The sequence below is a fragment of the Streptantibioticus silvisoli genome (genome assembly GCF_027947535.2).
Taxonomy (GTDB): Bacteria; Actinomycetota; Actinomycetes; order Streptomycetales; family Streptomycetaceae; genus Streptantibioticus_C; species Streptantibioticus_C silvisoli.
Genome location: NZ_JAAGKO020000035.1, coordinates 68713 through 94616, shown reverse-complemented (window position 1 = coordinate 94616; position 25904 = coordinate 68713). Strand labels below are relative to the sequence as shown.

Genomic DNA, 25904 nt, shown 5'->3' with positions numbered 1-25904 from the left:
GCCCCGCTTCGCGCCGAGGCGCACCACCTCACGGATTGGACCATGACGAGCTCGCCCACCGACGGCTGCCAGGACCGGATCGCGATCATCGGCATCGGCTGCCGGTTCCCGGGCGGTGCCCGCGACCACCGGAGTTTCTGGCGCAACCTCATCGAGGGCCGGGACTGCGTCACGCCGACGCCCGCGGACCGCTACGACGTCGCCACGCTGGCCAGCCGGGACCCGGCCAAGCCGGGGCGGCTGGTCGGCGGGCGCGGCGGCTACATCGACGGTGTCGCCGAGTTCGACCCGGAGTTCTTCGGCATCAGCCCCCGTGAGGCCGCCCACATGGACCCGCAGCAGCGCAAGCTGCTGGAGGTGGCCTGGGAGGCCCTGGAGGACGGCGGTCAGCTGCCGGGCCGGCTGGCCGGGTGCGAAGTCGGCGTCTACATGGGCGCGTTCACGCTGGACTACAAGATCCTCCAGTTCGCGGACCTGGGTTTCGAGGGCCTGTCCGCCCACACCGCGACCGGCACCATGATGACGATGGTGTCGAACCGCGTCTCGCACTGCTTCGACTTCCGGGGCCCCAGCATTTCGATCGACACCGCGTGCAGTTCCTCGCTGGTCGCGCTGCACCTGGCCCGGCAGAGCCTGCTGCGCGGCGAGACCGACCTCGCCCTGGCCGGCGGCGCCCTGCTCCACCTGGCGCCGCAGTACACCATCGCCGAGACCAAGGGCGGCTTCCTGTCCGGTTCCGGCAGGTCGCGTGCCTTCGACGCGGCGGCCGACGGCTACGTCCGCGCCGAGGGCGTCGGCGTGGTGGCGCTCAAGCGGCTGGCGGACGCGCTGCGGGACGGCGACCCCGTCCACGCGGTGGTGCTCGGCAGCGGGGTGAACCAGGACGGCCGCACCGACGGCATCACCGTGCCCAGCGCGGACGCCCAGACCGCCCTCATCCGACGGGTCTGCTCGCAAGCGGGTGTCGCACCGGGGGCATTGCAGTACGTGGAGGCACACGGCACGTCCACCCCGGTCGGCGACCCGATCGAGGCGGACGCCCTGGGCCGGGTCCTGGCCATCGGCAGGCCGCCGGGCGCCCGGACCTACGTCGGATCGGTGAAGACCAACATCGGGCACACCGAGGCCGCCGCCGGCGTCGCCGGGCTGATCAAGACGGTGCTCGCCCTGAAGCACCGCAGGATTCCGCCGCACCTGCACCTGGAACGGCCCAGCACCGCGATCGACTGGGACGCGCTGCCCTTCGAGGTCCCCACCCGGGCGGTGGACTGGCCCGAGCACGAGGGCCCGGCCCGCGCGGGCGTCAACTCCTTCGGCTTCGGGGGCACCAACGCCCACGTGCTCCTGGAGGAGGCCCCGGCACCCCGGCCGGCCGACGTCCCTGCGCGCCTGCCGGCCTGGACCGTGCTGCCGCTGAGCGCACGCTCCCCGGAGGCGCTGCCCGAACTCGTCGCGGGCATCCGGCAGGAGCTGGCCGGGCTCGGTGGGCCCGGTGGACTCCACGGACCGAACGGACCGAACGGACCGAACGGACCCCGCGGCTCCGGCGGAGCAGACAGCCGCCCGGCCACGCTGTCCGACCTCGGCCACACCCTCGCGCGGCGCCGCGAGCACCACGAGCACCGCCTGTCCATCGTGTACTCCCCGGCGTCCCCGGAATCGCTGGACCAGGCCCTGGCCGCTCACCAGCGCGGCGAACCGCATCCACGGGTACTGAGCGGCCGGCGGCGGGAGCGCGCGCAGCGCCGGCTGGCGTGGGTGTTCACCGGGATGGGACCACAGTGGTGGGGGATGGGCCGCGGGCTGTTCGGGACCGAACCGGTGTACCGCGAGGCCGTCGAACGCTGCGACGCCGAGATCCGACGGCAGGCCGGCTGGTCGCTGCTGAACGAACTGGCCCGCGGTGAAGCCGACTCGCGGATGTCCGGCACCTGGCTCGCGCAACCCGCCAACTTCGCCGTGCAGGTCGGCCTGGCCGCGCTCTGGCGCAGCTACGGGGTGCGGCCGGACGCCGTCGTCGGACATTCCACCGGCGAGGTCGCCGCCTTCCACGAGGCCGGGGTCTACGGCCTGGCCGACGCGGTCGCCGTGGTGCTGCACCGCAGCCGTTTGCAGCAGCGGCTGGCCGGCACCGGCACGATGCTCGCCGTCGGCCTCACCGAACCGGCGGCCGTCCGACGGATCCGGGACTGCCGCGACCGGGTGTCGGTGGCTGCCGTCAACGGCCCGTCCGACGTCACGCTTTCCGGCGACCGGGACACGTTGGAGCGGCTTGCGGCCCAACTCGGCCAGGAGCAGGTCTTCGCCAGGTTCCTGCCGGTGGAAGTGCCGTACCACAGCGTGCGGATGGACCCGATCAGGGACGAGCTGCTGGCCGGGCTCGCCGGTATCAAGCCTGTCGCGGCCGAGGTGCCGCTGTACCTGACCGCCCGCGAAGGCCGGGCCCACGGCGCGGAGCTGGACGCGGGCTACTGGTGGCAGAACGTCCGCGAGCCGGTGCGGTTCCAGGCCGCGGTGGAGCAACTGGTCGACGACGGCCACCGGTTGTTCCTGGAGATCGGCCCGCACCCCGTCCTCGGCCACGCGATCCGCGACTGCCTCGACGGCCGGGGGCTCGACGGCACGGCGCTGCCCTCGATCCGCCGCCGCCAGGACGAGCCGGAGTCGGTCGCCCGGTCGCTGGCCGAACTCCACAACCACGGTGCCGAGGTCGACTGGCAGGCCCTGCACCCCGGCGGGCGTCCGGTGCCTCTGCCGGGCTACCCCTGGCGGCGGGACCGGTACTGGACGGAGCCGGCGCCGGTCGCGCAGATCCGGCTCGGCCGGCTCGACCACCCGCTGCTGGGGCGGCGGACCACGAGCGCGCAGCCCAGCTGGGAGGTCCAGCTCGACCTCGAACGACTGCCGTACCTCGCCGACCACCGCATCCAGGACAGCACGGTCTTCCCCGCCGCCGGATACCTGGAGATGGCCTCGCAGGCGGTACGGGTACTGACCGGCACCCCGCAGGCCGTGCTGGCCGACGTCGAACTGCCCAAGGCGCTCTTCCTGTCGCAGTCCCGGCCGTCACGGGTCCAGTTGCACTTCGACCCCGACACCGCGGCTTTCACCATCGCCTCGGCCGGCGCCGACGCCTCCGCCGAGCGGACGGTCCACGCCACCGGCACCGTCCGCAGCGCCCCGCTCCGTCCGCCCGGCACCGCGCCGGACCTCTCGACGATCCGCTCCCGCGCGCGGCGGCGGCTGGACCGGACCGACTGCTACCGGGAACTCGCCGCACTGGGCTACCACTACGGTCCGGCGTTCCAGCGCGTCGAGGAGGTCTGGATCGGCCCCGAGGAGGCACTCGCACGCATCCACCCCGCGCAGCACCCTCCGGTGGACGCGACCGGCAGCCATGTCCATCCGACCCTGCTCGACGCCTGCTTCCACGCCCTGCTGGTGCCGCAGCTCCTCGCCGAGCACCCGGCGGGCGGCATCCGTCTCCCGCTGTCCGTCCAGGCGGTGAGCCTCGGCCCGGTCGGCGACCAGCCCTTCTGGGCGCACGCGACGATCACCGGGCGGAACGGGGGCGAACTCACCGGCGACCTCGCCCTCTACGCCGACGACGGCACCGCCCTCGGGCGGATCACCGGCTTCCGCGCGGCAGACGTCGAGCACGCCGCGGCCTCGGTGAGCCTGGCCTCCATCGACGGCTGGCTGGCCGAACCGACCTGGGCCGAAGAGCCCCTGGAGGCGGTCGGCGAGCCGCCGGACCGGCTGCTGGTCCTCGCCGACTCGCAGGGACTCGCCGAGCAGCTGGCCGAGCGGGTGCGCGCCGGCGGTGGAAGCTGCCACCTGGTCCGGCCGGGCGACACCTACCGGCACGGGCCGGACGGCTCCACGGTCCGGCCGGGCTCCGCGGCCGATCTGCGCCGGCTGTTCGGCGACCTCGACGACACCTTCGGCACCGTCGTCCACCTGTGGAACCTGGACCTGCCGACGGTCGACTCGGCCGACCGGCAAGCACTGGCCCGCTGCGGCACCCACGGCGGCTACTCGCTGATCGCCCTGGCCCAGGTCCTGCCCTCCGCGCGGCCGGAGGGCCGACTGCACATCGTCACCCGGGGCACCCAGGCGGTCGTCGCCGGCGATCCCGTGGAGCCGCTCGGCGCGCCCGCCTGGGGCATCGGACGCGTCCTGGGGCAGCAGGAACTCGTCGCGCACAAGGGCAAGTTGATCGACCTGGGCCTGCCGGCCGACCTCGGTGCCGAAGCGGCGGCGTTGCTGCGGGAGTTGGCGAGCGACGACGCCGACGAGGTCGCGCTGCGCGGCGGTCTGCGCAGCACCAGCCGTCTGAGCCGGCCCGGCGGGCTGACCCGGCCGCTGCCGCTGCGGCTGCGTCCGGACGGCAGTTACCTGGTGACCGGCGCGTTCGGCGCACTCGGCCAGGTGCTCTGCCGGACCCTGGCCAAGCGGGGCGCACGGCGGCTGATCCTGGTCGGACGCACCCCGCTGCCCGAGCGGGACCAGTGGGAGGGAACCGATCCGGACACCCCGGCCGGCCGGCGCGTCGCCTTCCTCCAGGAGCTGGAGGCGCTGGGCGCCCACCCCGTCCAGGCGTGTCTCGACGTCACCGACGAGGACGCCCTGACCGGCTGGCTGGCGGACCACCGGCGCCGCCGGCTCCCGCCCGTCCGCGGCGTCTTCCACCTCGCCGGGCAGGTCAGCGACGCATTGGTCGGCGAGCTGGACCGGGCGGTCTTCGACGCGGCGTACGACCCCAAAGTGGTCGGCGCGTACCTCCTGCACCGGCACCTGCGCGACGAACCGCTGGACCACTTCGTGCTGTTCGCCTCCATCGCCTCGCTGCTGACCACCGCGGGCCAGGCCAACTACGCGGCGGGCAACGCGTTCCTCGACGCCCTGGCGCACCACCGCCACGCCCGGGGCCTGCCGGCGCTGAGCATCGACTGGGGCCCGTGGGCGACGGGGATGATCGAGGAACTCGGCCTGGTCGACCACTACCGCCACGCACGCGGGATGAGCTCCCTGCCGCCGGCCGCCGGCATGGCCGTGCTGGAGCGGGTCATCGGGCAGGACCGGCCGCAGTTGCTGGTGGCCACCGTGGTCGACTGGCCGACCTTCCAGGCGTGGTACGCCTCACCCCCGCCGCTGGTGGCCGGCCTGGTCGCCGCCGCCACCGCCGAAGCCCCCGCGGCACCGGAGGGCGGCTTCCCGGCCGCCTTCCGCGCGGCCGGCGCGGAAGAGCGCCGCACGCTGGTGGCCGAGCGCTTCACCGGGCTCGTCTGCGAGGTGCTCCGGGTGAAGCCGGAGCGGGTGGACCCGGCGACGGGCCTGACCGTCCTGGGCCTGGACTCGCTGCTGGCGATGGAACTGCGCGCCCGCGCCCGCGCCGAACTGGGCGTAGCGCCACCGGTCGTGGCGCTGCTCGGCGGGAACCCGGTCGGCGAGCTGATCGAGCAGCTCCACACGGGCCTGCTGGAGCTGGCGGTGTGCGACGGGTCCACGCCGGAGACGACGGTGGAACTCGTCAGCGACGCCGGCCGCTATCCGCTGACGTACAACCAGAAGGCCCTGTGGTTCCTCAAGCAGCTCAACCCGGACGCCTTCGCCTACAACATCGGCGGTGCGGTCGAGGTGCGCGCCGAACTCGACCCCGAGCTGATGTTCAGGGCCTTCGCCGTCCTGCTGGAGCGGCATCCGAGCCTGCGGGCCACCTTCACCCTGGACGACGGCCGGCCGGTGCAGGTGATCTCCGCCCAGGCACGCCCCGACACCGCCCTGTTCGACGTCGCGGGCCGGGAGTGGGACGACATCCACCGGATGATCGTCGGTGAGTACCGCAAGCCGTACGACCTGGAGCACGACCCGCTGATCCGGTTCCGGCTGTTCCGGCGCGCGCCGGACCGCTGGGTGATCATGAAGGCGGTGCACCACATCGTCTCCGACGCGATCTCCACGTTCACCTTCATCGAGGAGCTGTTCGCGGCCTACGACGCGCTGCGGCACGGCCGGCCCGTCCTGCTGCCGCCACCGGCCGCGACCTACCTGGACTTCGTCAACCACCAGAACCGGTTCCTGGCCGGACCGGACGCCCGCCGCATGCTCGACCACTGGCGTGACCGGCTGCCCGATCCGATCCCGGTGCTCGCGCTGCCCACCGACCGGCCCCGGCCGCCGGTACTGACCCACAACGGCGCCTCGGAGTTCTTCCGGCTCGACCCCGAACTCACCGCCGCCGTCCACACGGTGGCCCGGGAGCACAACGCCACGCCGTTCATGGTGCTGCTCAGCGCGTACTACCTGCTGCTGCACCGCTGGTCGGGCCAGGACGACCTGATCGTCGGCAGCCCGGTCTCCGGCCGCACCCGGGAGGAGGACGCCTCGGTGTACGGCTACTACGTCAACCCCCTTCCGCTGTACGTCAGCCTGGAGGGCGAGCCGACGGTCGCCGAGCTGCTGGCCCGGGTCCGCGACACCGTGCTGGGCGGGCTGGACAACCAGGAGTACCCGTTCGTGCTCCTCGTCGAGGAACTCGGCCTCCAGCACGACCCGAGCCGCTCGGCGGTGTTCCAGGCGATGTTCATCCTGCTCACCCACAAGGTGGCCACCGAACGCCGGGGGTACCGGCTGGAGTACATCGAACTGCCGGAGGAGGAGGGCCAGTTCGACGTCACGCTGTCCGCGTACGAGGACCAGGCGGACCACTCCTTCCACTGCGTGCTGAAGTACAACACCGACCTGTTCGACGCGCAGGCCGTCCGGCGCCTCGCCCGGCACTACCGCACCCTGCTGGCCGGACTGACCAGCGGCGCCGCGGACCGTCCGGTCAGCCGCATCCCGATGCTCGGCGAGGCGGAACGCGCGCGCATCCTCACCGAGTGGAGCGGCGCGGCCCGGCCGGCCCGGCCCGAGCCGCCGGTCACCGAGTTGTTCGCCAAGGCCGCCGCCGTGCGGCCCGAAGCGCTCGCGATCTCGGTGCCCGGCGGGCACGGGCCGCCCCGGCGGCTGACCTACGGCGAACTCGACCAGCTCTCCGGCCGGATGGCCGGACGGCTGCGTGAACTGGGTGCCGGCGCCGGCACGGTGGTGGCGGTGTGCCTCGACAAGTCGCCCGAGCTGGTGGCGAGCCTGCTCGCGGTGCTCCGGGCCGGCGCCGCCTACCTGCCGCTCGATCCGGACCACCCCGCCGAACGCCTCGCCCAACTCGCCGCCGACGCCCGGGCGGTGCTGGTGATCGCCGACCGGCCGGGCCGGTTCGGCACCCCGGTGGTGACCCCGGCGGACCTCGCGGCGGCCGTGGCGCAGGCGCCGGGGCCGGCGGTCGACCCGGACCTGCCCGCGTACGTGATCCACACCTCCGGGTCCACCGGCCGCCCCAAGGCCGTCCGGGTCAGCCACCGCAACCTCGCGTCCGCGTACGCCGGGTGGCGCGAGGAGTACCGGCTGGACGACGACGTCCGCGTCCACCTCCAGCTGGCCGGGGTGTCGTTCGACGTGTTCACCGGCGACCTGGTCCGGGCACTGTGCTCCGGAGCCACCCTGGTCCTCGCGGACCGGGAGCTGCTGTTCGACACCGCGCGGCTGTACGAGGCCATGCGCGAGGAGCGGGTCGACTGCGCCGAGTTCGTCCCCGCACTGGCCCGCGGCCTGCTGGCGTACTGCGAACGCGAGGGCCTGCGGCTGGACTTCATGCGGCTGCTGATCGTCGGCTCGGACACCTGGAAGGTCGCCGACCACCGGCGGCTGCGCGCGCTGTGCGGACCGGACACCCGCCTGGTCAACTCCTACGGCCTGACCGAGGCCACCATCGACAGCACGTTCTTCGACGGTCCGGACGACGGCCTGGAACCGGGCCACACGCTGCCGGTCGGACGCCCCTTCCCCGGCAGCGAGGTCTACATCCTGGACCGGCACGGCGAACCCGTACCGCCCGGCGTCCCCGGCGAGCTGTGGATCGGCGGCGCCGGTGTCGCGGACGGCTACCCCGGCGACCCGCGGTTGACCGCCGAGCGGTTCACCACCCGCTCGCCGGACGGAGTCCCGCAGCGGCTGTACCGCACCGGCGACCTCGGTCACTGGGACACGGACGGCCGAATCCACCTGCGCGGCCGCGCGGACAGCCAGGTCAAGCTCCGCGGCCACCGCATCGAACCCGGCGAGATCGAGGCACACCTGGCCGCGGTGCCCGAGCTGGCCCAGGCGTGCGTCGCCGTGCGCCGGGACCCGGCCGGGGACGACGTGCTGTGCGCCTACTGCGTCCCGGCCTCCGACGCGGTGCCGGACCACCGCACGCTGCGCCGCCACCTGGCCGAGCGGCTGCCGACCCACCTGGTGCCGTCCCACTTCGTCATGCTCCCGTCCCTGCCGCTGACCGCCAACGGCAAGGTCGACACCGCCGCGCTGCCTGCCCCCGGCCCGCAGCACGGCCCCGACCGGCACGAACCGCCGGCCAGCCGTTACGAGGTGAGCACCGCCGAACACTGGAAGACCGTGCTCGGCGTCGAACAGGTCGGGTTGGAGGCGGACTTCTTCGAGCTGGGCGGAAGCTCCATCAAGCTCATCGAGCTGATCCACCACCTGCGCACCGAGTTCGCGGTGAGCGTCCCGGTGGGCCTGCTGTTCCGCGGCAGCACCCTGCACGGCATGGCCCGTACCGTCGAGCACGTCGTCACCGGGCGGATCGCCGGCACGCGGCCGTTCCTGTGCTTCAACGAGGGCGCGGCGCGTGGCGAAGCCGTCTTCTGCTTCCCGCCGGCGGGCGGACACGGCCTGGTATACCGCCAGTTCGCCGACGCGTTGCCGGAATACCGGATCGTCGCGTTCGACTACCTCACCGGTGACGACAAGACCGCGCGCTACGCCGACCTGGTCGGCCGGCAGGCCGACGGGCGCCCGGTCACGCTGATCGGCTACTCGCTCGGCGGCAATCTGGCCTTCGAGACGGCCAAGGAGCTGGAGCGCCGCGGCCGGGCGGTGTCGGCCGTGGTGATCCTCGACTCCCACCGCGTCCCCGAGCCGTACACCGTCGGGCCCGAGCACCTCGCCGCGTTCGAACACGAACTCGCCGACCACCTCCACCGGCACACCGGCTCGGCGATCGTGGCCCGCGAGACCATGGAACAGGCCAGGGACTACCTGGAGTTCTGCGCCCGCACACCGAACGTGGGAACGGTCGGCGCGCCGGTCATCGTCATCACCGACCAGGACGCCCTGCCGGACCACGCCCCCGGACGGCGCGGCTCCTGGCACGGCAGCTCGGCCACCCGCACCGAGGTGCTCCAGGGATCGGGGCAGCACGCGGAGATGCTGGACGGGGAGCACGTGCGGCGCAACGCCGACCTGGCCCGCTCCCTCCTGGCACGGGACGGTGATCCCGGTGCCGACGCCTGAGAGCCGCCCCCGGGTCATCGTCATCGGCGCGGGCATCGCCGGACTGGCGGCCGGCTGCTACGCGCAGATGAGCGGGCTGGACAGCCGAATCGTCGAAAAACACGTACTGCCCGGCGGCTGCTGCACCGCCTGGGCCCGCCAGGGCTACCTGTTCGACTACTGCATCGACTGGCTCATCGGCACCGCACCCGGCAACGACGCACATCGCATCTGGCGCGAACTCGGCGCGCTGGACGGCAAGTCCGTCACGAACTTCGAGGTGTTCAACCGCGTCGTCGACGAGCGGGGTCGCGAGGTCAGCTTCTACAACGACCCGGACCGCCTGGAACGGCACCTGCTGGAGCTCGCACCCGGCGACGCCGGACCCGTCCGGGACTTCTGCCGGGACCTGCGCCGGTTCACCGCCCTCGACCTGTACCCGTTCCTGACCCCGCCTCCGCTGCGCACCGCCCGCGAGCGGCTGGAGCTGCTGCGGACCGTACTGCCGTCGTTCCGGCTGTTCTGGCGGACCGGCGCGACCTCGATGGACGCGTTCTGCGCTCGGCTGAAGGACCCGTTGCTGCGCAGGGCGTTCCCGTTCGTCTTCTTCCAGGACCACGAGGTCTTCCCGCTGCTGCCCTACCTGTTCAACATGGCCGCCGCCCACCGGGGCAACTGCGGTTTCCCCCAAGGGGGTTCGCTCGGACTGGCACGGTCCGTCGAGGCGCGGTACACCGGCCTCGGCGGGCGGATCGACTACCGGGCGCCGGTGGCCCGGATCCTGGTCGAACGCGACCGGGCGATCGGCGTCGAACTCAAGGACGGCAGAAGGGAGTTCGCCGACCACGTGGTGGCCGCCTGCGACGGACCCACCGTGCTGGGCCGGCTGCTGGGCGGCCGGTACTCCAGCCCGGTCACCCGCGCGCTGTACGACGAGGCGCTGCACAAGCCCGAATCCCTCTACCCCGGCGTGGTCTCCGCCTTCATCGGCCTGACCGGCGACCTCCCGCCCGGCACCCCGCACAGCACCACCTACCTGCTGTCACCCCAGGACAGCGCCCGGCTCCCGGCCGTGCGGCAGGACAGCCTGGTGGTGCAGCTGCGCTCCCGGTACGCCGACGGGTTCGCGCCGCCCGGCCGATCGGTCCTGCACTGCACGTACTTCAGCGACTTCGGCTACTGGCAGGCGTTGCGCAGCCGCGACCGCACGGCGTACCGGGCACGCAAGCGCGAGGTCGCCGACTTCGTACGCGGCTTCCTGGAGCGGCACTACCCCGGCACCTCGCAGCGCGCCGAGGTGGTCGACGTGGCGACCCCGGTCACGCTGCGCCGCTTCACCGGCAATCACGAGGGCAGCATCCTGGCCTGGAAGTCCTTCACCGAGGCCGAACGGCTGACCGAACGGCTCGTCGCCAAGGAGCGCATGCGGCTGCCCGGCCTGGCCGGCTTCTCCATGACCGGCCAGTGGGTCACCGGCGGCGGCCTGATCCGCACCGCCTCCGCCGGCCGGTTCGCCATCCGCTACCTGTGCGACGAACTCGGGATGCCCTTCCGGGCCTGGCCCAGCGACAACGACACGCCCTGGCACCCCGACCGCTGGGGCGAGCTGCCGCAACTGGGCTCACGGGCGACCTACCTCGGGGCGGCACCGGCATGAGACAGCGCATGATCATCATCGGGGGCGGCCTCGGCGGCCTGTCCACCGGCTGCTACGCGCAGCTGAACGGCTACCGCAGCACGGTGCTGGAGATGCACGAACTCCCGGGCGGCTGCTGCACCGCCTGGGACCGCGGCGAGTTCACCTTCGACAGCTGCGTCAGCTGGCTGCTCGGCTCCGGCCCCGGCAACGAGATGCACCAAATCTGGCTCGAACTCGGCGCGCTCCAGGGCAAGCAGGTCCGCACGTTCGAGGCGTTCAACACCTTCCGGGGCCTTGACGGCCGCGCGGTGCGCTTCTACTCCGACCCCGACCGGCTCCAGGCCCACCTGCTGGAACTGTCCCCGGCGGACGCCCCGTTGATCGGCGAGTTCTGCGCCGGCCTGCGCGCCTTCCGCACCTGCCTGGCGAAGTACCCGTTCCTCAAACCGGTACCGATGATGGGCCGCCTGGAACGCCTGCGGATGCTCGCCGGCTTCCTGCCGCACGCCAACCTGATGCGCCGCGCGATGTCCGTGCTGATGACGGACTTCTCCGCGCGGTTCAAGGAGCCGCTGCTGCGCGACGCGTTCAACCACATCCTGTTCGAGAAGCACCCCAGCTTCCCGCTGCTGCCGTTCTGGTTCCAACTGGCCAGCCACGCCAACCGGTCGGCCGGGGTGCCGGAAGGCGGATCGCTCGGCCTGGCGCGTTCCGTCGAGCAGCGGTACCGGCGGCTGGGCGGCGAACTGGTCTGCAACGCCAAGGTCGTGGAGATCCTGGTCGAGGACGACCACGCGGTGGGCGTACGGCTCAGCGACGGCAGCGAACGGCGCTCGGACATCGTGGTGTCCGCCTGCGACGGCCGCAGCACCGTCATGGACCTGCTCAAGGGCCGCTACCTCGACGAGGGCTACCGCCGGCTCTACACCGACACCGTCAACGATCCGCAGATGGTCTTCCCCGGCTACGTCACCGTCTTCCTCGGCCTGCGCCGCCCCTTCCCGCAGGGCGACCCGTGCACCACGTACCTGCTCACCGGCGACCAGGCCGCCCGGCTGACCGGCATCCGCCACCCGAGCCTGCACGTGCAGTTCCGCAGCCGCCACTACCCCGAACTGTCGCCCCCCGGAACCGCGGTGGTCTACGCGAGCTACTTCTGCGACATCGCCCCGTGGCGCGAACTCAGCAACGGTCCCGAGCAGTCCAGCCGGTCGCGCCGCGGCGTCGAGACGCACACCCTCGCGGTCGGGCGCGGGCGCGCGTACCAGCAGGCCAAGCGCCGTGTCCGGGACACCGTGGTGGAACTGCTCGAACAGCATCACCCGGGCATCGGGCGGGCCGTCGCCGTACGGGACGTCTCCACCCCGCTCACCCAGGTTCGCTACACCGGCAACCACGACGGCACCGTCCTGGGCTGGCAACCGTTCCTCGACAGCGGCGAGGCCGTGGAGGCGCAGATCCGCAAGCACGGGCCCGGCCTGCCCGGGCTGTCGGACTTCTACCTCTCCGGTGTCTGGGCCACCACGGGCGGCCTCATCCGGGCGGCGGCGGCCGGCCGGCACGTCATGCAGTACGTCTGCCGCGACGACGGCCGGCCCTTCAGCGCCCCCCTGGACGACACCGCACCACCCCCCACCCAGATCCTTGAAGGAGACACCCCGTGAAGATCGACACATGGGTCGTCCACGAGCACCTCGACGGCGTGCCGGACGTCGAACGGATGTACCGCAAGGTGACCGAGGAGGTCGCCGTCGACCTCGCCGACGACGAGATGCTGCTGCGCACCCGCTACGTCTCCGTCGACCCGTACCTGCACGGCATCGCACTCGACACACCGCTCGGCGACCACATGGGCGCCGACTCGGTGATGGAGGTCGTCGAGGCCGGCCCGCGTGCCAGGTTCGCCGTGGGCGACCTGGTCCAGGGCTTCGGCGGCTGGCGCAGCCACCTCGTCAGCACCGGCGCGCCGCAGACGTGGACCGGAACGTTCCCCATGGTCTTCCCGGCGTACCGCCGGCTCGACCCGGCCGACTACGACGACGTGCTGCCGCTGTCCACGGCCCTCGGCGTCCTCGGCGGCTCCGGCATGACCGCCTGGGGCACCATGACGAAGTTCCTCACCGTCCGTCCCGGCGACACGGTGGTCGTCAGCGGAGCCTCCGGGCAGGTCGGCTCGCTGGTCGGCCAGTTGGCCAAGCGGGCCGGAGCACGGGTGGTCGGCACCACCGGTACCCCGGAGAAGGCTGCCCACCTGGCGCAGCTCGGCTTCGACGAGGTGCTGGAGTACCGGCACGGCGACGATCCGGACGCCGTGCGCGAGATGCTGGCCAAGGCGGCACCGGACGGGGTCGACACGTACTTCGACAACCTCGGCGGCGACTTCACCGACACCGTCTTCGGCATGCTCAACGTCGGCAGCCGGGTCGCCGTCAGCTGGCAGTGGTCCAGCCAGGTGGGCCAGGAGTGGTACGGCCCCCGCCTGCTGAACCACATCATGTTCCCCCGCACCACCATCCGCGGCATCTTCGCCCCCGAGTGGTTCACCGAGGACAACTGGGCGGCCCTGCACGCCGACCTCGGCGGTGCGATCCGCCGGGGCGAGATCGCCTACCGGCAGACCGTGCACAGCGGCTTCGACGGCATCCCCGCCGCCTACCGCAGCCTGTACACCGACCGGGCCGGCTCCCGCGGCAAGGTGCTGGTGGAGCTGTGAAGCGGCGCACCGCGCCCGCGGAGGCGAGGATGCGGCCGAGCCGCCGGTACGCGCGCCGGATCACCGAAGGCCCGACCCCGGCCGACCAGCGGCCACCGGAACTGCCGTACCCCGACGGGTGGTTCGCGGTGGCCTTCGCCGCCGAGCTGACAGCGGGCACGGTGCTCACCCGGCCGCTCCAGGGCGAGGACGTGGTGCTGTACCGGCTCCGCGACGGCGGCGTCCGGGCCGTCCGCCCGTACTGCCCGCACCTGGGAGCCCACCTGGGCCTGGCCGGGCTGGAGGGCGACGACCTGGTCTGCGCCTTCCACCGCTTCGCCTTCGGCCCGGACGGCTCCTGCGTCCGGACGGCCTACGGCACGCCGCCCCGGTCGGCCGCCCTCACGCGAGTGCACGTCCGGGAGGCCAACGACATGGTCCTGGTGTGGCGGCATCAGGGCGGCCGGCCGCCGCTGTGGGAGCCTCCGGCCTGGCACGCGCTCGGGGACACGCCTCCTCGCACCGTCACCTGGGAGATGTCGGGCCACAGCCAGGACGTGATCGAGAACGTCGTGGACCTCGGGCACTTCTCCGAACTGCACGGCTGGGGCGCGTTCGAGGTGTCCACGCCGCTCGTCTTCAGGGAGCGGACCTTCCAGGTGTCGATGCGGCACGCCGAACGGTTCCCGCTGCTCGGCGAAACCACTTTGGAGGTGGAGGTGGAAGCCTGCGGCCTCAGCCGGCTGCACATCTGCACCGCCATCCCCCGGCTGGGCCTTCGCACCTGCACCCTCCTGTGCCCCACGATGATCACGCCGAACCGCCTCCAGCTGCGGCATGTCAGCCGGATCGCCCTGTCCGAACCGGGCTGGCTGCCGGGCCCGTCGGCCCGATGGCTGAGCCGGATCGCGGCGCGCCTGCTGAGCGGGCCGACGCTCCACGCGGGCCACGCGTTCCTCGCCGCGGACTTCCCGATCTGGGACACCAAGCGCTACCAGTCCCCGCCCCGGCTCGTCCAGGGCGACGGCCCCATCGGCCCGTACCGGCACTGGGCCCGGCGGTTCTACTCGTCCCCGCAGGCCGGCCCGGCCGCGCCCCGCATCGGCCCGGCCCGAACCGGGGACGCCGATGTCGAGGCGAAGGAGGAAGGCGATCGCGCCGAGACGCCGTTGCGGTGAACGGCTGTACGCGGGCCCGGCTTCCAGCGGTGCGGTGGTCGCCCCGCTCATCGGCAACGGTGCCTTCGGCGGACGAGCTGCGGCGCATCTGCCGAAGGGGGAAGAGGCCGGGCCCACCGCGCCCGTGCGGTGCGGTGGTCCGCCGGCGGCGCCGCAGCAGCCGGTCCGGGGTGCCGCCGATGCCCAGGTGTCCGTCGGTGAGCAGGACGGAGGAGCCGGGCCCCGGCAGCGGGGAAAACAGGCGCGTACTCACCGCCGTCCCGCCGTACCCGCGGCAGATGCCCACGGCCGCGCAGTCGCGTGGCATCGCCGTGAGCCGAACCGTGCGGAGAGGCGGCCGGCCGGCAGCCGACCCGTGGCCGGCGTCGCGGCGAAGGTGCCGTAGGCGAAGACGGTGGTGTGGGCGGATGTGCCGAGGGCGGCGGATCACGTCGACCGGTGGCGCGCTGAGGCACCTGGTGCACGGCGTTGCGATCGCCGCCGCTGCGATGATGGAGACATGTCTGATGCGGAACTGGAGGTGCCTGCGTCTTCGCGGGGGTACGCGAAGGGGCGGGCGCGCCGTGAGCAGATCGTGACGACGGCTGCCGAGGTGTACGCGGACGTGGGCTATCACGGCGCCTCGCTGCGGGAGATCGCCAAGCGTGCCGGCATCAGCCACGTGGGCCTCCACTACTACTTCCCCAGCCGTGAAGCGCTGTTGGCGGCGGTGCTGGAGCGCCGCGACGAGGACGACACCGCGCGACTCGGACCGAAGGAGTATTCCCCCACGGCGGCGGTGCGGCATCTGGTCGACCTGGCCGATCACAATGCCCGGCATCCGGGGATGGTGGAGTTGTACGCGCGTCTCGCGGCGGAGGCGTTCTCCGAGGACCATCCCGCGCATCAGTACTTCACGGATCACTACCGGACCACGCGGGAGTATGTGCACCGTGCGTTGCGGGAGCTGGCGGAGCAGGGGGCGTTGCGGGACGGCGTCGATCCGCGGGTGGCGGCGGCCGGGTTCGTGGCGCTGATGGACGGGTTGCAGGTGCAGTGGCTGACCAGCCCGGACGAGGTCGACATGGCCGGGGTGCTGCGTTCCCACCTGGAGCAGCTCCTCAAGGAGCCGTCGGCGTAGCTGCGTTCAGGCGTCGCAGCACCAGGAGGGCGACGGTCGCGGTGCCCACTTCGCCGACGGCCAGAGCGGTCCAGACACCCGTGGTACCCAGTCGGCCGAGCACGGCGATCAGGGGAACCTTGATCAGGAGCAGGGTACCGATGGAGATGACGTACGCGGGTGCCGGGCGGCCCAGCGACTGGGAATATGCCGCTGCCAGGGGGCCGATTCCGGCGACGGCGAGTCCGATCGCGATGACCGGCAGTGCCTGTCCGGCGGCGGTGATGGTGTCGGCATCGTTCAGGAACAGGCCGGCCAGCGGTCTGGCCAGCGCGGCGAGGGCGGCGGCGGTGATCAGGCCGTACAGCACGGAGGCGACGAGGGAGTAGTTGCGGGCCTTGAGCGCACGGCCGGTCAGGCCGCGGCCGGTGTTGTAGCCGACGATGGGCTGAAGTCCCTGGCTGATGCCGGTGTGCGGCATCATCACGAAGGTCTGCAGGCGGGCGCAGACGGCGTAGGCGGTGAGCGCGGCGGCCGACCCGGTGGCCGCGAGGGTGGCGTTGACGAGAACGGCCAGGAGTGTGACGCCGGTGCCGGCCAGGAACGAGGGCAGGCCGACGCCCAGCAGTGCTCGCAGTGTCGGGCCGTGGGGCAGCAGGTCCCGTGGGCGGATGCGGTAGGGGCGGCGTGACTGGCCGAAGAAGAACCACAGGCTCATCGCCGCGGACACGCCCTGGCCGCCGACGGTGCCGAGCGCGGCGCCGCGGACACCCATGTCGCATCCGAAGATGAGCAGCGGGTCCAGGGAGATCTGTACCGCGACGGGCACGAGCCACAGCAGGGTTGAGAAGCCCATGCGGCCTTCGGCCCGCACCAGGCTGGAGAACCCGGTGGATACCAGGGCCCCGCACAGCAGCACCACGGCGTAGGGGCGGGCGGTCGTGCCCAGCTCGCCGGTGGCGCCGAGCAGGGGGAGCAGCGGGTCGAGGAAGGCCAGACCGAGCACGGTGGTGGCTGCGGCGCAGGCCCAGAACAGGACGAAGGAGTTGCCGGCCGCGCGGGCGGCGGCCCGGTGGTCCCCTGTGCCCAGGGCGCGGGAGACCAGGGAGGCGCCGCCCGCGCCGACGGTGGTGGACACCGCGCCGAGGAGCAGCAGGACCGGGGCGACCAGGTTGACCGCGGCCACGGCGGTGTCGCCCACGCCGCGGCCGACGAACCAGGCGTTGGTGAGGGCGTAGACGCCGTACACCCCGACCGCGGCGGTGGTCTGGGTGCAGGCACGCCACAGCAGCCGGCCCACCGGGACGGTGGCGAGCCGGGTCGTGTGGTCCGTGACGGCCGGCGCCTGTGCGGCGGTCACCGGCGAACGCGGCCGAGCAGAGCCATGGAGTCGTCGAGGCGGGGGCGGGCCCGGTCGTACTGGTCGGTGTCGGTGTGCCCGCGGTACACGGTTTCGATGACCATGATCAGCAGCAGGTGGAGGCAGTACAGGCGGCGGCGTGTCTGCTCGGTTCCGGTCAGCTCGCCGTGACCGTAGCCGCGCATGAAGGGTGCCGGGTCGCCGAAGGCGGGCAGTTGGGTGCCGGTGAAGCCGGCCTCGATCAAGGGGTCGCCGTAGAAGGCGCGTTCGTGGTCGATGACGCAGACGATCCTGCCGTCGCGGACCATGACGTTGCTGGCCCACAGATCCCACTCCACCAGGCGGGGTTCGGTGACCTCGTCGAGGCTGTCGGCGTGTGCGGCCACCACCGTGCGCACGGTGTCGTATTCCCAGCCGATGTCGACGCCGCGGCGCTCGCCGTCGAGAAGTACGTTCTCGATCATCGTGGTGAACGCCTGCCGCCAGGTGGCGTGGCCGGGCCCGGCCAGCGGGCCGAAGTGCTCACCGCGGACGGAGTTGATCTCCCGGTTGACCGCGCCCAGTTGCTCCGCCAAAGCGTCGCGCTCGGCCGCGGGAAGCGACTCGGCGACGATGCCGAGGTTGTCGGCGTCGATGTACGGCATGAAGAAGTAGTCGGCGTCGCACAGCTCGCGGCTCCGGTCGGCGAAGTCGACGGCGGGGACGGGAACGGCGGTCCGTGTCCTCAGCAGGTCCAACGTGGTCAGTTCGATCGACATGGCGCCGTGCTCGTAGGTCATCACCTCGACACCGGGCGGCGGGGCGATCTTCAGGACGACCTCGGCGCCGTCGCGCAGGCGGATGCGGTAGGCGACGTTGAACCAGCCGTGCCCCAGCTCGCTCGCCCATCCGTCCCCGGCCGGGACCTGCCCGGCTCCGTAGGCACGCTCGATCATGGCCCGCAGCACATCGGGAGACTGCCTGTTCTTGGTGATGCTCTCCACGCTCGTTCCCTTCGTCGTTGGCGTGTCGGTGACGTCGCGGGTGCGGGACCCCCGATGCCGGGCCGGCCGTGCGGCCCCGCGGTAGGCGTCCACGAAATACTTACCATGTGTTAGAAATTCTCCACCAGGGGACCGGCGCGTTCCTGACGCACCCGCTCTGGTCCGGGGGCATCGACTTCGGGGCGCGGGAGCAAGGGTCAGTGGCCGGGCGGAACACCTTTGCCCGACCCGGACCACTGCGTCAGGAGGAAGCCCCATGACGAAGCGGAGCATCGCCCGCCTGCTCGCCGGCCCGACCGCTGTCGCCCTCCTCGGGCTCGGCATCGCCACCGTCGCCGCTTCCCCCGCCCGTGCCGCCGGCGGCGAACCGCTCCACTGCGAGAAGGTGACCACCACCGGGGACCCAGGCGTCGCCCCTCTGGCCGGGCTGCTGGGGATCGCCCTGGAGGGCGCGAACACCCCGGCAGGCCTCACCTGCTCGCCCGCGCCCGACGGCGCACCCCAGGTGAACTTCTGCGCCGAGAGGAACTTCTCGGGACTGCTGGCGATCGGCTACCTCCCCAACGGCCGCACCCGCTCCTGACCCGGCCGTACCCGCTTCCGAACGGCCGCACCTGCTCCTGGGCGAACGTCTGCTGGGCGAACGTCCGCGAAGGGCGCCGACCACGTTCCCCGTGACGTGGGGTGCCGCCATAAAGGTGCCGCTCAGGGTGCCGCCGCCATGCCTGTCGGACCCGATGGGATGACCGGGGCGGTGAGGGTGACGCGGGGACCCCAGGTGTCGGTCAACGCCAGCAGGACGCGGGGTGCGCTGCCGGCGGCCGGGCGCCGCTGCCGTTGCGCGGAAGACGCGGCCCCGGCCGTCGACGTCGAGAACGGCCCGGGGCGCTGGTCATCCCGGTGCCGTGGCGCTCCCGTCACCGGACCCCGCGGAGCAGCCCCTCCGCCTCGCCGCCGGCCGCCTCCATGCCGTGCCTTCACTCGATCGGGTGACTCATGAGGCGCGACGGGCCCGTGGAAGCGGTGCGGCGCTAACCTCCAGGCGGACCGCTGGGGAGCGTCGCCGCTCCGGTGCCGCCCGCCGTGTCCGGACGCCGGGGAAGCGGGGAGACGGGGACCGAGGGGGACGGGCGATGGACCGGCAGCCGGGGTGCGCCGCGGAGTGGGTCGAGGCGGAGCGCGCGGCTCGCCGCTGGGCCGCGCGGGCCGGGCTGGTCCCGGGCGCGCGGGAGAGGCGGCGTCTCGCGACGGCCGGGCACGGGCGCATGGCGGGGCTGGTCGCTCCGCTCGCCGACCGCGCGGAGCTGGCGCTGCTGGCACAGTGGGGCGCGTTCATCGCCGCCGTCGACGACGGGTTCGACGCGGAAGGTGAGGAGGGCGGGAGCCCCGAGCGGGTGCGGGAGGTGACCCGCGACCTGCTCGCGGTCCTGACCGGCCGGCCCGCGGACCCGGCACCGGGCCGCCCGGCGTTCCCGCCGGCCGTGCCGCTGCGACCCGGACTGCCCGACGACCACCCGCCGTTCGCCGCGGCGGACCGGAGCGGGCCGGCCGTGCGGGCGCTGACGGACCTGTGGCGGCGGACCGCCGAGGCCGCCGCCGACGGGCCGGCGTGGCAGGAGCGGTTCGCCGCCCGGTACGCGCGGTTCGCCGCCGCGACCCGCCAGGAGGCGCAGCTGCGCGCCGACGGCCGGGTGCCCGGGCGAGCGGAGTACCTGGAGATGCGGCGGCACACCATCACCGTGCTGCCGCTGCTCGACGTGCTGGAACGCCGCCGGCCCGGCGCGGCACCGGAACTCGCCGTGCTGCGTGACGCGACGGCCGACATCGTGGCCTGGGCCAACGATCTGGCGTCGGGGGGCCGCGAGGCGGGTGAGGGCCGGCACACCCTGCTGTCCGTGGTGGCGGCGGAGGAGGACTGCGACCCGTACGAGGCGGCGGCCCGCGTCCGGACGATGATCGCCGGCCGGATGGACGTTTTCGACGCCGCGCAGGCAGCGTTGCCGTCCGGTGCGGATGCCGGGCGCGCGGCGGCGATCCGCGCGTTCCGTGACGGCGCGCTCGCCTGGCAGGCGGAGACCCGCCGCAACCGGCCCGCCGCGACCGCCGCGGAAGCGCCCGAACTCCCGCCGTTCGTACCGTCGTTGACCACCCTCGCCGTCCCGCGTGCCGCCGCCGCGCCCGGGGAGCGGATACGGTCGGCGGCCGACCGGACCGCGCGGCGGCTGGCGCCGGCCGTGGCGGCGGGCGGCGCGGTGCCGGACCGCTGCGGCAGCCGAGTGCTGGAGTCGGCGCTGCTGCTCGCGCTGTTACGGGCGAGTGGCGGCCACGAGGCCGAACGCGACGGACTCACCCGCTACCTCACCGCCCGGCGCCCGGACGCGGACGCCGCCGACGCCCTGCTGATCGACGCCTGCCTGGACCCGCGGGCCACCGCGCCGCACGCGGGCCGGGCGGTACGGGAACTGTCGCCCGGTCTCGACTCCGGGACGGCCGGCCGGGGGCAGTTCAAAGCCGTCATGCTGGAGACGGTCCTGCATCTGCTGTGCGGGGCGCCGCTGTCCGGTACGCCGGTGCCGGACGCGGTGGCGCCCGACCGGATCACCACGTTCACCGACGTCAACCTCCTGGCCGTCCGCGTCGTGCGGGCCCACGCGTCGGGCCGGCCGCACGCCGTGGCATCCGCCGAGCGGGACCGGCTGATCGCCCTGCTGCGCACCGGCCGTGACCGGGTGCTGTGGGAGGGCAGCGCCGCCACGCACCTGCTGGGGCTGCACGCCGTGCGCACGTTCCGGCCGCGCGAGCCGGTGGTGGCCGACGGGCTGTTGCGGATGTCGCTGGCGCGCAATGCGGACGGCGGGGTGCCGTTCCTCGACAGCCAGGACGTATGGCTGTCGGCGGTCGCCGGCCTGGCGTTCCTCGCCGACCGGCGGCTGCGGCACCTCACCGGCCGGATGGCGCGGTTCGTGACCGCCTGGCAAGCGGACGACGGCGGCTGGCCGTTCGCCTCGGGCATCGCGCAGACCGACGTGGACACCGCCACCCGGTGCGTGGAGTTCCTGCGGGCGGCCGACCCGGTGCGGTACGCGGCACAGGTGCGACGCGGCGCGGGCTATCTGACGCGCATGGCCGGTACCGACGGCGGCTTCCCCACCTGGGTACGCGGCGAAGCGCCGGACGTGGACATGACGGCCGGCGCGGTCATCGCGCTGGCGCCGGACCGTGCCGCGCGCCCGGGCCCGGCAGATCTGCTGCGCCGTTCGGTCGGCCTGCTGCTGGACGCGCAGCGGCCCGACGGGACGTTCGAGCGCAGCTGGACGGTGAGCGAGTCCAGCGGGATGGCCCGCGTCCTCGACGCCCTGCACGCGGCGCGTGACCTCATGCCGTCGACCGCCGCCCTGGACACGGCGGTCGACCGCGCCGTCGGCCGCCTCGCCGATACGCAGAACCCGGACGGCGGCTGGGGACAGCGGCCCGGCGACGACAGCGACGTGCTGTCCACCGCGCAGGCCGTGCCGGTCCTCGTCCGCGCCGGTGCCCACGACACCGTGCGCCGCGCGGTCGACCACCTGCTGGCCCGGCAGCAGGCCGACGGCGGCTTCACCTCCGTGCCCGACCAGGTCGGCCCGCGTCCGCTGCCGTTCGACTTCCCCGTTCTGGCGAACGTCCACGCCCTGACCGCGCTGCGGGCCGCCGAAGCCGCGGCCACCCGGCACCACACACGACGTACCGCGCACGGCACCGCGAACTGGGCGGCCCTGGAGACGACCCTGCGGGGACGGCTGCTGCGGCCCGGTGACGCGGGCTACGAGCACGGGCGGCTGCCGGTGAACCAGCGGTTCGACGCCGCCCGGCCGCAGGCGGTGGCCTACCCGGCCGACACGGCGGACGTGGCGGCCTGTCTGGCGTTCGCGCGCGAGCAGGGCGTGCCGCTCACCGTCCGTTCCGGGGGCCACAGCTACGCCGGGTACTCCACCGGCCCGGGGCTCGTCGTCCACCTCGCGGAGCTCAACGCGGTGGCGGCCGACGGAGGCCGGGCGCGGATCGGCGCCGGGACGATGGGCCTGCGGGCGCACACCGTGCTGGCCGCCGCCGGGGCCGGGCTGCCGCTCGGCCGCTGCCCGTCCATCGGCGTGTCCGGCGCGACGCTCGGCGGCGGACTCAGCGCGTTCACCCGCGCGTGGGGACTGGCGGCCGACCGGCTGACGGGCGTGGAGATCGTCACCGCCGACGGAACCGTGCGCGAGATCGGCCGGCGTTCGACCGGTGCGGATGCCGACCTGTTCTGGGCGATGCTCGGCGGCGGAGGCGGCAACTTCGGTGTCGTCACAGCCCTGGAGTTCGCCACGCTCGACATCAAGGACCTGGCGTTCACCACGTTCGCCATGGCCTGGCCCCACCGCGACCTCCCGGCACTGCTGCGCGGCTGGAGCGAGTGGAACGCCGACGAGGCGACACCGCGCGAACTGCGCACCGCCGTCGAGCTGCTGAGCGACGGCGGCGGCCCCTGCGACCCGGTCGTCACCGGGACGTTCATCGGCACCCCGGGCGAACTCGCCCCGCTGCTCGACGGGTTGGCGCGCACCGTGGGCCGGCCGGACACCGGCCGGTTCGTGCAGCGGTGCACGTACGTCCAGGCGGCCGCCGAACCGGAACGCTGGGGCGGCGGGACGACCGGACCGCGCGTCGCCTTCGCCGCGAAGTCGCAGATCGTCCGCGAACCCATGACGGCGGAAGCGGCGAACGTCCTGACGGCCGCAGTCGAACGGTTGCCGGCGATGACCGGGATCACCGGCGCGAGCGGGCTGCTCATCGACTGCCTCGGCGGCGCCGTCGCGGACGTCGCGCCGGACGCGACCGCCTTCCCGCACCGCACGGCCGTGGGCGTCGTCCAGTACCACTCCTACTGGCACGCCTCCACCCCACCACAGCACACCGAACGCCGGCTGCGCTGGCTGCGCGAGACCCACGCGGCGATGCACCCGTACCTGGGCACCGGCGGCTACGTCAACGGCATGGACCCCGAACTCGCCGACTGGGCCGTGGCCTACCACGGCGCCAACCTCCCCCGCCTGCGCCGGGTCAAGGCACAGGCCGACCCCGGCGGTCTGTTCACGTTCCCGCAGTCCATCACCCCGGAACCCGCCGGGCCGACCGCGCCGGCTGCCCCCGCCATTCGGCCACCGGCCCCCGACGACCCGTACACCGCACTCGCCGCCCGGTTGCGGGGGCCACTGCTGCGCCCCGGCGACCCCGCGTTCGGCCCGGCCCGGCTGCCGCGCAACAGCCACTACGACACCGTCGTTCCGCAGGCCGTCGCCCGGATCGCGGACGAGGAGGACGCCGCCGCGTGCCTGGCGTTCGCCGCCGCGACCGGGACACCGGTGGCCATCCGCTCGGGCGGCCACAGCTACGCCGGCTACTCGACCTCGCCCGGACTCGTCATCGACGTACGGGAGCTGGACGGCGTACGCGTCACCGCCGACCGGGTGCGGATCGGGGCCGGGGTGAGCAGCGGGACCGCCGCGCGGGAGCTCGAACGGCACGGCCTCGCCCTGCCGCTGGGCCGCTGGGGCACGGTCGGGGTGGCCGGGCTCGCGCTCGGCGGCGGCAAGTCCGCGTTCACCCGTGCCTGGGGCCTGACCTGCGACCGGATGACGGGCGCCACGATCGTCACCCCCGACGGCGCCGTCCGCCACGTCACCGGCGCGCCGGGCGACCCGGACGGCGAACTGTTCTGGGCCCTGCGGGGCGGCGGCGGAGGGAACTTCGGCGTCGTCACCTCGCTGGACTTCACCCCCGTCCCCATCGGCGGCACACCGTTCGCGCGCTTCCGGCTCGCCTGGCGGCCCCAGGACACGCCCGACGTGCTGCGCGGCTGGCAGCTGTGGCTGGCCGATCCGGCGACGCCCCGGCAGGTCTGCTGCGACGTGCGGCTCCTGCTCGACGGGGACGGGCTCGCGCGGCCGGTCGTGCTCGGCACCTGGATCGGCGGGACCGAGCGGCTGCGCGGCGTGCTGCGGGAGCTGGCCGACGCGGTGGGCCGCCCGCCCGCCACCACCTTCGTCGTTCCCTGCGGCTACGCCGAGGCCGCGACGGTGACGCACAACCCGCTGGCCGCCGGCGGTTCCGGCGAGGGCTGGTCCCCGCCGGGCGGACCGGCCGTACCGGGGGCACGCCCCGGCCGCCCGGCCGGCGCCGAGGACCGGTTCGGGTGGGCCGGTGGGTCGCACATCGTCCGCGAGCCCATGACGGACGCGGCGATCGGCGCGCTGGGTGACGGCGTCGCCGCGCTGCACCGCCTCGGCGGGAGCGGCGGCGTCTACCTCGACGCCCTCGGCGGCGCCGCGGACGACCTGGCGGCGGACGCCACCGCCTTCCCGCACCGCCGGGCGCTCGCCGTGCTCCAGTACTTCGCCACCTGGCCGCCGAACACCCCGTCCGGCACCGCCGAGGCCCGCACGCTGTGGCTGCGCGGCACCCACGCCGTCCTCCAGCAGCACCTCGGCACCGGCGCGTACGTCAACGACACCGACCCCGGCCTCGCCGACTGGGAGCGGGCCTACTACGGCGCCAACCACCCGCGCCTGCAACGCGTCAAGGCCGCCTACGACCCGCACCGCACGCTGGACTTCCCGCAGGCCGTCGTCCCCGCGACGTCCGTCATACCCGTCATACCCTCAGCGGTCCGGCTCGGCGGGCAGCGGAGCGGGCCGCCCAAGGTCTGGTTCGTCACCGGCGCCTCGCGCGGGCTCGGCCGCCGCCTCGTGGAGACCGCGCTCGACCGCGGCGACCTCGTCGCGGCCACCGCCCGCGACCCGCGCGCCCTGGACGACCTGGCCGACGGCCTGCCGCCCGAACCGGCCGGCCGCCTGCTCGTCCTGCCGCTCGACGTCACCGACGCCGACGCCGCCCGCGCCGCCGTGGACACGGCCGTACGGCGCTTCGGACGGCTGGACGTCGTCGTCAACAACGCCGGCCACCGATTGCTCGGCGCCGTCGAGGACACCCCGCCGGACCGGTTCGCCGCCCAGCTCGACACCACCCTGACCGGCGTCGTCAACGTCACCCGGGCCGCCCTGCCCGTCCTGCGTGGGCAGCGGCACGGGCACGTCATCCAGATCACCGGCATCGCCGGCCGCACCACAGCGGGCGTCGGCCTGGCCGCCCTCCACGCCGCCGCGTACGGCGTGGCGGGATTCTCCGCCGCCCTGGCGAACGAGATGCGCCCCTTCGGCGTGCGGGTCACCGTCGTCGAACCCGGCGGGCTGCGCACCGCATGGGACACGACCTCGCCGGAGGTGATCGAGCCGAGCGAACCCTACCGGCCCGTCATCGGGCCGGTACTCGGATTCCGGGCGGCGCGGGTACCGCCGCCCGGCGACCCGCTGAAGGCGGCCCGGGCGATCCTCCACGTCGCCGACCTGCCCGACCCCCCGCTGCGGCTCCCGCTGGGCCGCGCCGCCACCGCCCTCGCCCTGGCCGCCGCGGCACGGGAGTTCGCGGAGATCGCCGCCTGGCGACCGCTGTCGGACTCCATCGACGTGGAAGGCTGACCACGAGCCGGTCAACGATGCGAGG

The 25904-nt window shown here is 73.8% G+C and carries 10 protein-coding genes; 8 read left to right on the top strand and 2 right to left on the bottom strand.

Going from position 1 to position 25904, the window contains the following annotated elements; all coding sequences use genetic code 11:
- The first annotated feature begins 42 nt into the window (after window positions 1–42).
- The 6 genes from POF43_RS22565 (at window position 43) to POF43_RS22540 (ending at window position 16004) form a co-directional block, all read left to right on the top strand.
- Window positions 43–9396, top strand: coding sequence for a non-ribosomal peptide synthetase/type I polyketide synthase (locus tag POF43_RS22565; protein ID WP_271322426.1), 9354 nt, complete (start codon window positions 43–45; stop codon window positions 9394–9396).
- Window positions 9383–11032, top strand: coding sequence for a phytoene desaturase family protein (locus POF43_RS22560; RefSeq protein WP_271322427.1), 1650 nt, complete (start codon window positions 9383–9385; stop codon window positions 11030–11032). The genes POF43_RS22565 and POF43_RS22560 overlap by 14 nt, the downstream gene beginning before the upstream one ends.
- 8 nt (window positions 11033–11040) lie before the next feature.
- Window positions 11041–12678, top strand: coding sequence for a phytoene desaturase family protein (locus POF43_RS22555; RefSeq protein WP_271322428.1), 1638 nt, complete (start codon window positions 11041–11043; stop codon window positions 12676–12678).
- Window positions 12675–13727, top strand: coding sequence for a zinc-binding dehydrogenase (locus POF43_RS22550; protein WP_271312288.1), 1053 nt, complete (start codon window positions 12675–12677; stop codon window positions 13725–13727). Before POF43_RS22555 ends, POF43_RS22550 begins: the two co-directional genes overlap by 4 nt.
- A gap of 29 nt (window positions 13728–13756) precedes the next feature.
- Window positions 13757–14884 (top strand): Rieske 2Fe-2S domain-containing protein, encoded by a 1128-nt coding sequence (locus POF43_RS22545; protein ID WP_271322429.1) that lies wholly within the window; start codon window positions 13757–13759, stop codon window positions 14882–14884.
- A 499-nt stretch (window positions 14885–15383) separates the two neighbouring features.
- Window positions 15384–16004, top strand: a complete 621-nt coding sequence (locus POF43_RS22540) for a TetR/AcrR family transcriptional regulator (RefSeq protein ID WP_271312286.1) — start codon at window positions 15384–15386, stop codon at window positions 16002–16004.
- Here the strand turns inward: POF43_RS22540 and POF43_RS22535 are convergent.
- Together POF43_RS22535 and POF43_RS22530 are read right to left on the bottom strand one after the other, a co-directional pair.
- Window positions 15985–17343 (bottom strand): MATE family efflux transporter, encoded by a 1359-nt coding sequence (locus POF43_RS22535; RefSeq protein ID WP_271322430.1) that lies wholly within the window; start codon window positions 17341–17343, stop codon window positions 15985–15987. The genes POF43_RS22540 and POF43_RS22535 overlap by 20 nt on opposite strands.
- Window positions 17340–18326 (bottom strand): phosphotransferase family protein, encoded by a 987-nt coding sequence (locus POF43_RS22530; protein WP_271322431.1) that lies wholly within the window; start codon window positions 18324–18326, stop codon window positions 17340–17342. The genes POF43_RS22535 and POF43_RS22530 overlap by 4 nt, the downstream gene beginning before the upstream one ends.
- 256 nt (window positions 18327–18582) lie before the next feature.
- On the opposite strand from POF43_RS22530, the gene POF43_RS22525 reads away from it, so the two are divergent.
- A complete protein-coding gene (locus tag POF43_RS22525; protein WP_271322432.1) occupies window positions 18583–18909 on the top strand; it encodes a hydrophobin family protein in 327 nt (108 codons plus the stop codon).
- Window positions 18910–19459: 550 nt separating this feature from the next.
- Window positions 19460–25879 (top strand): SDR family NAD(P)-dependent oxidoreductase, encoded by a 6420-nt coding sequence (locus POF43_RS22520; protein ID WP_271322433.1) that lies wholly within the window; start codon window positions 19460–19462, stop codon window positions 25877–25879.
- Window positions 25880–25904: the final 25 nt, after the last annotated feature.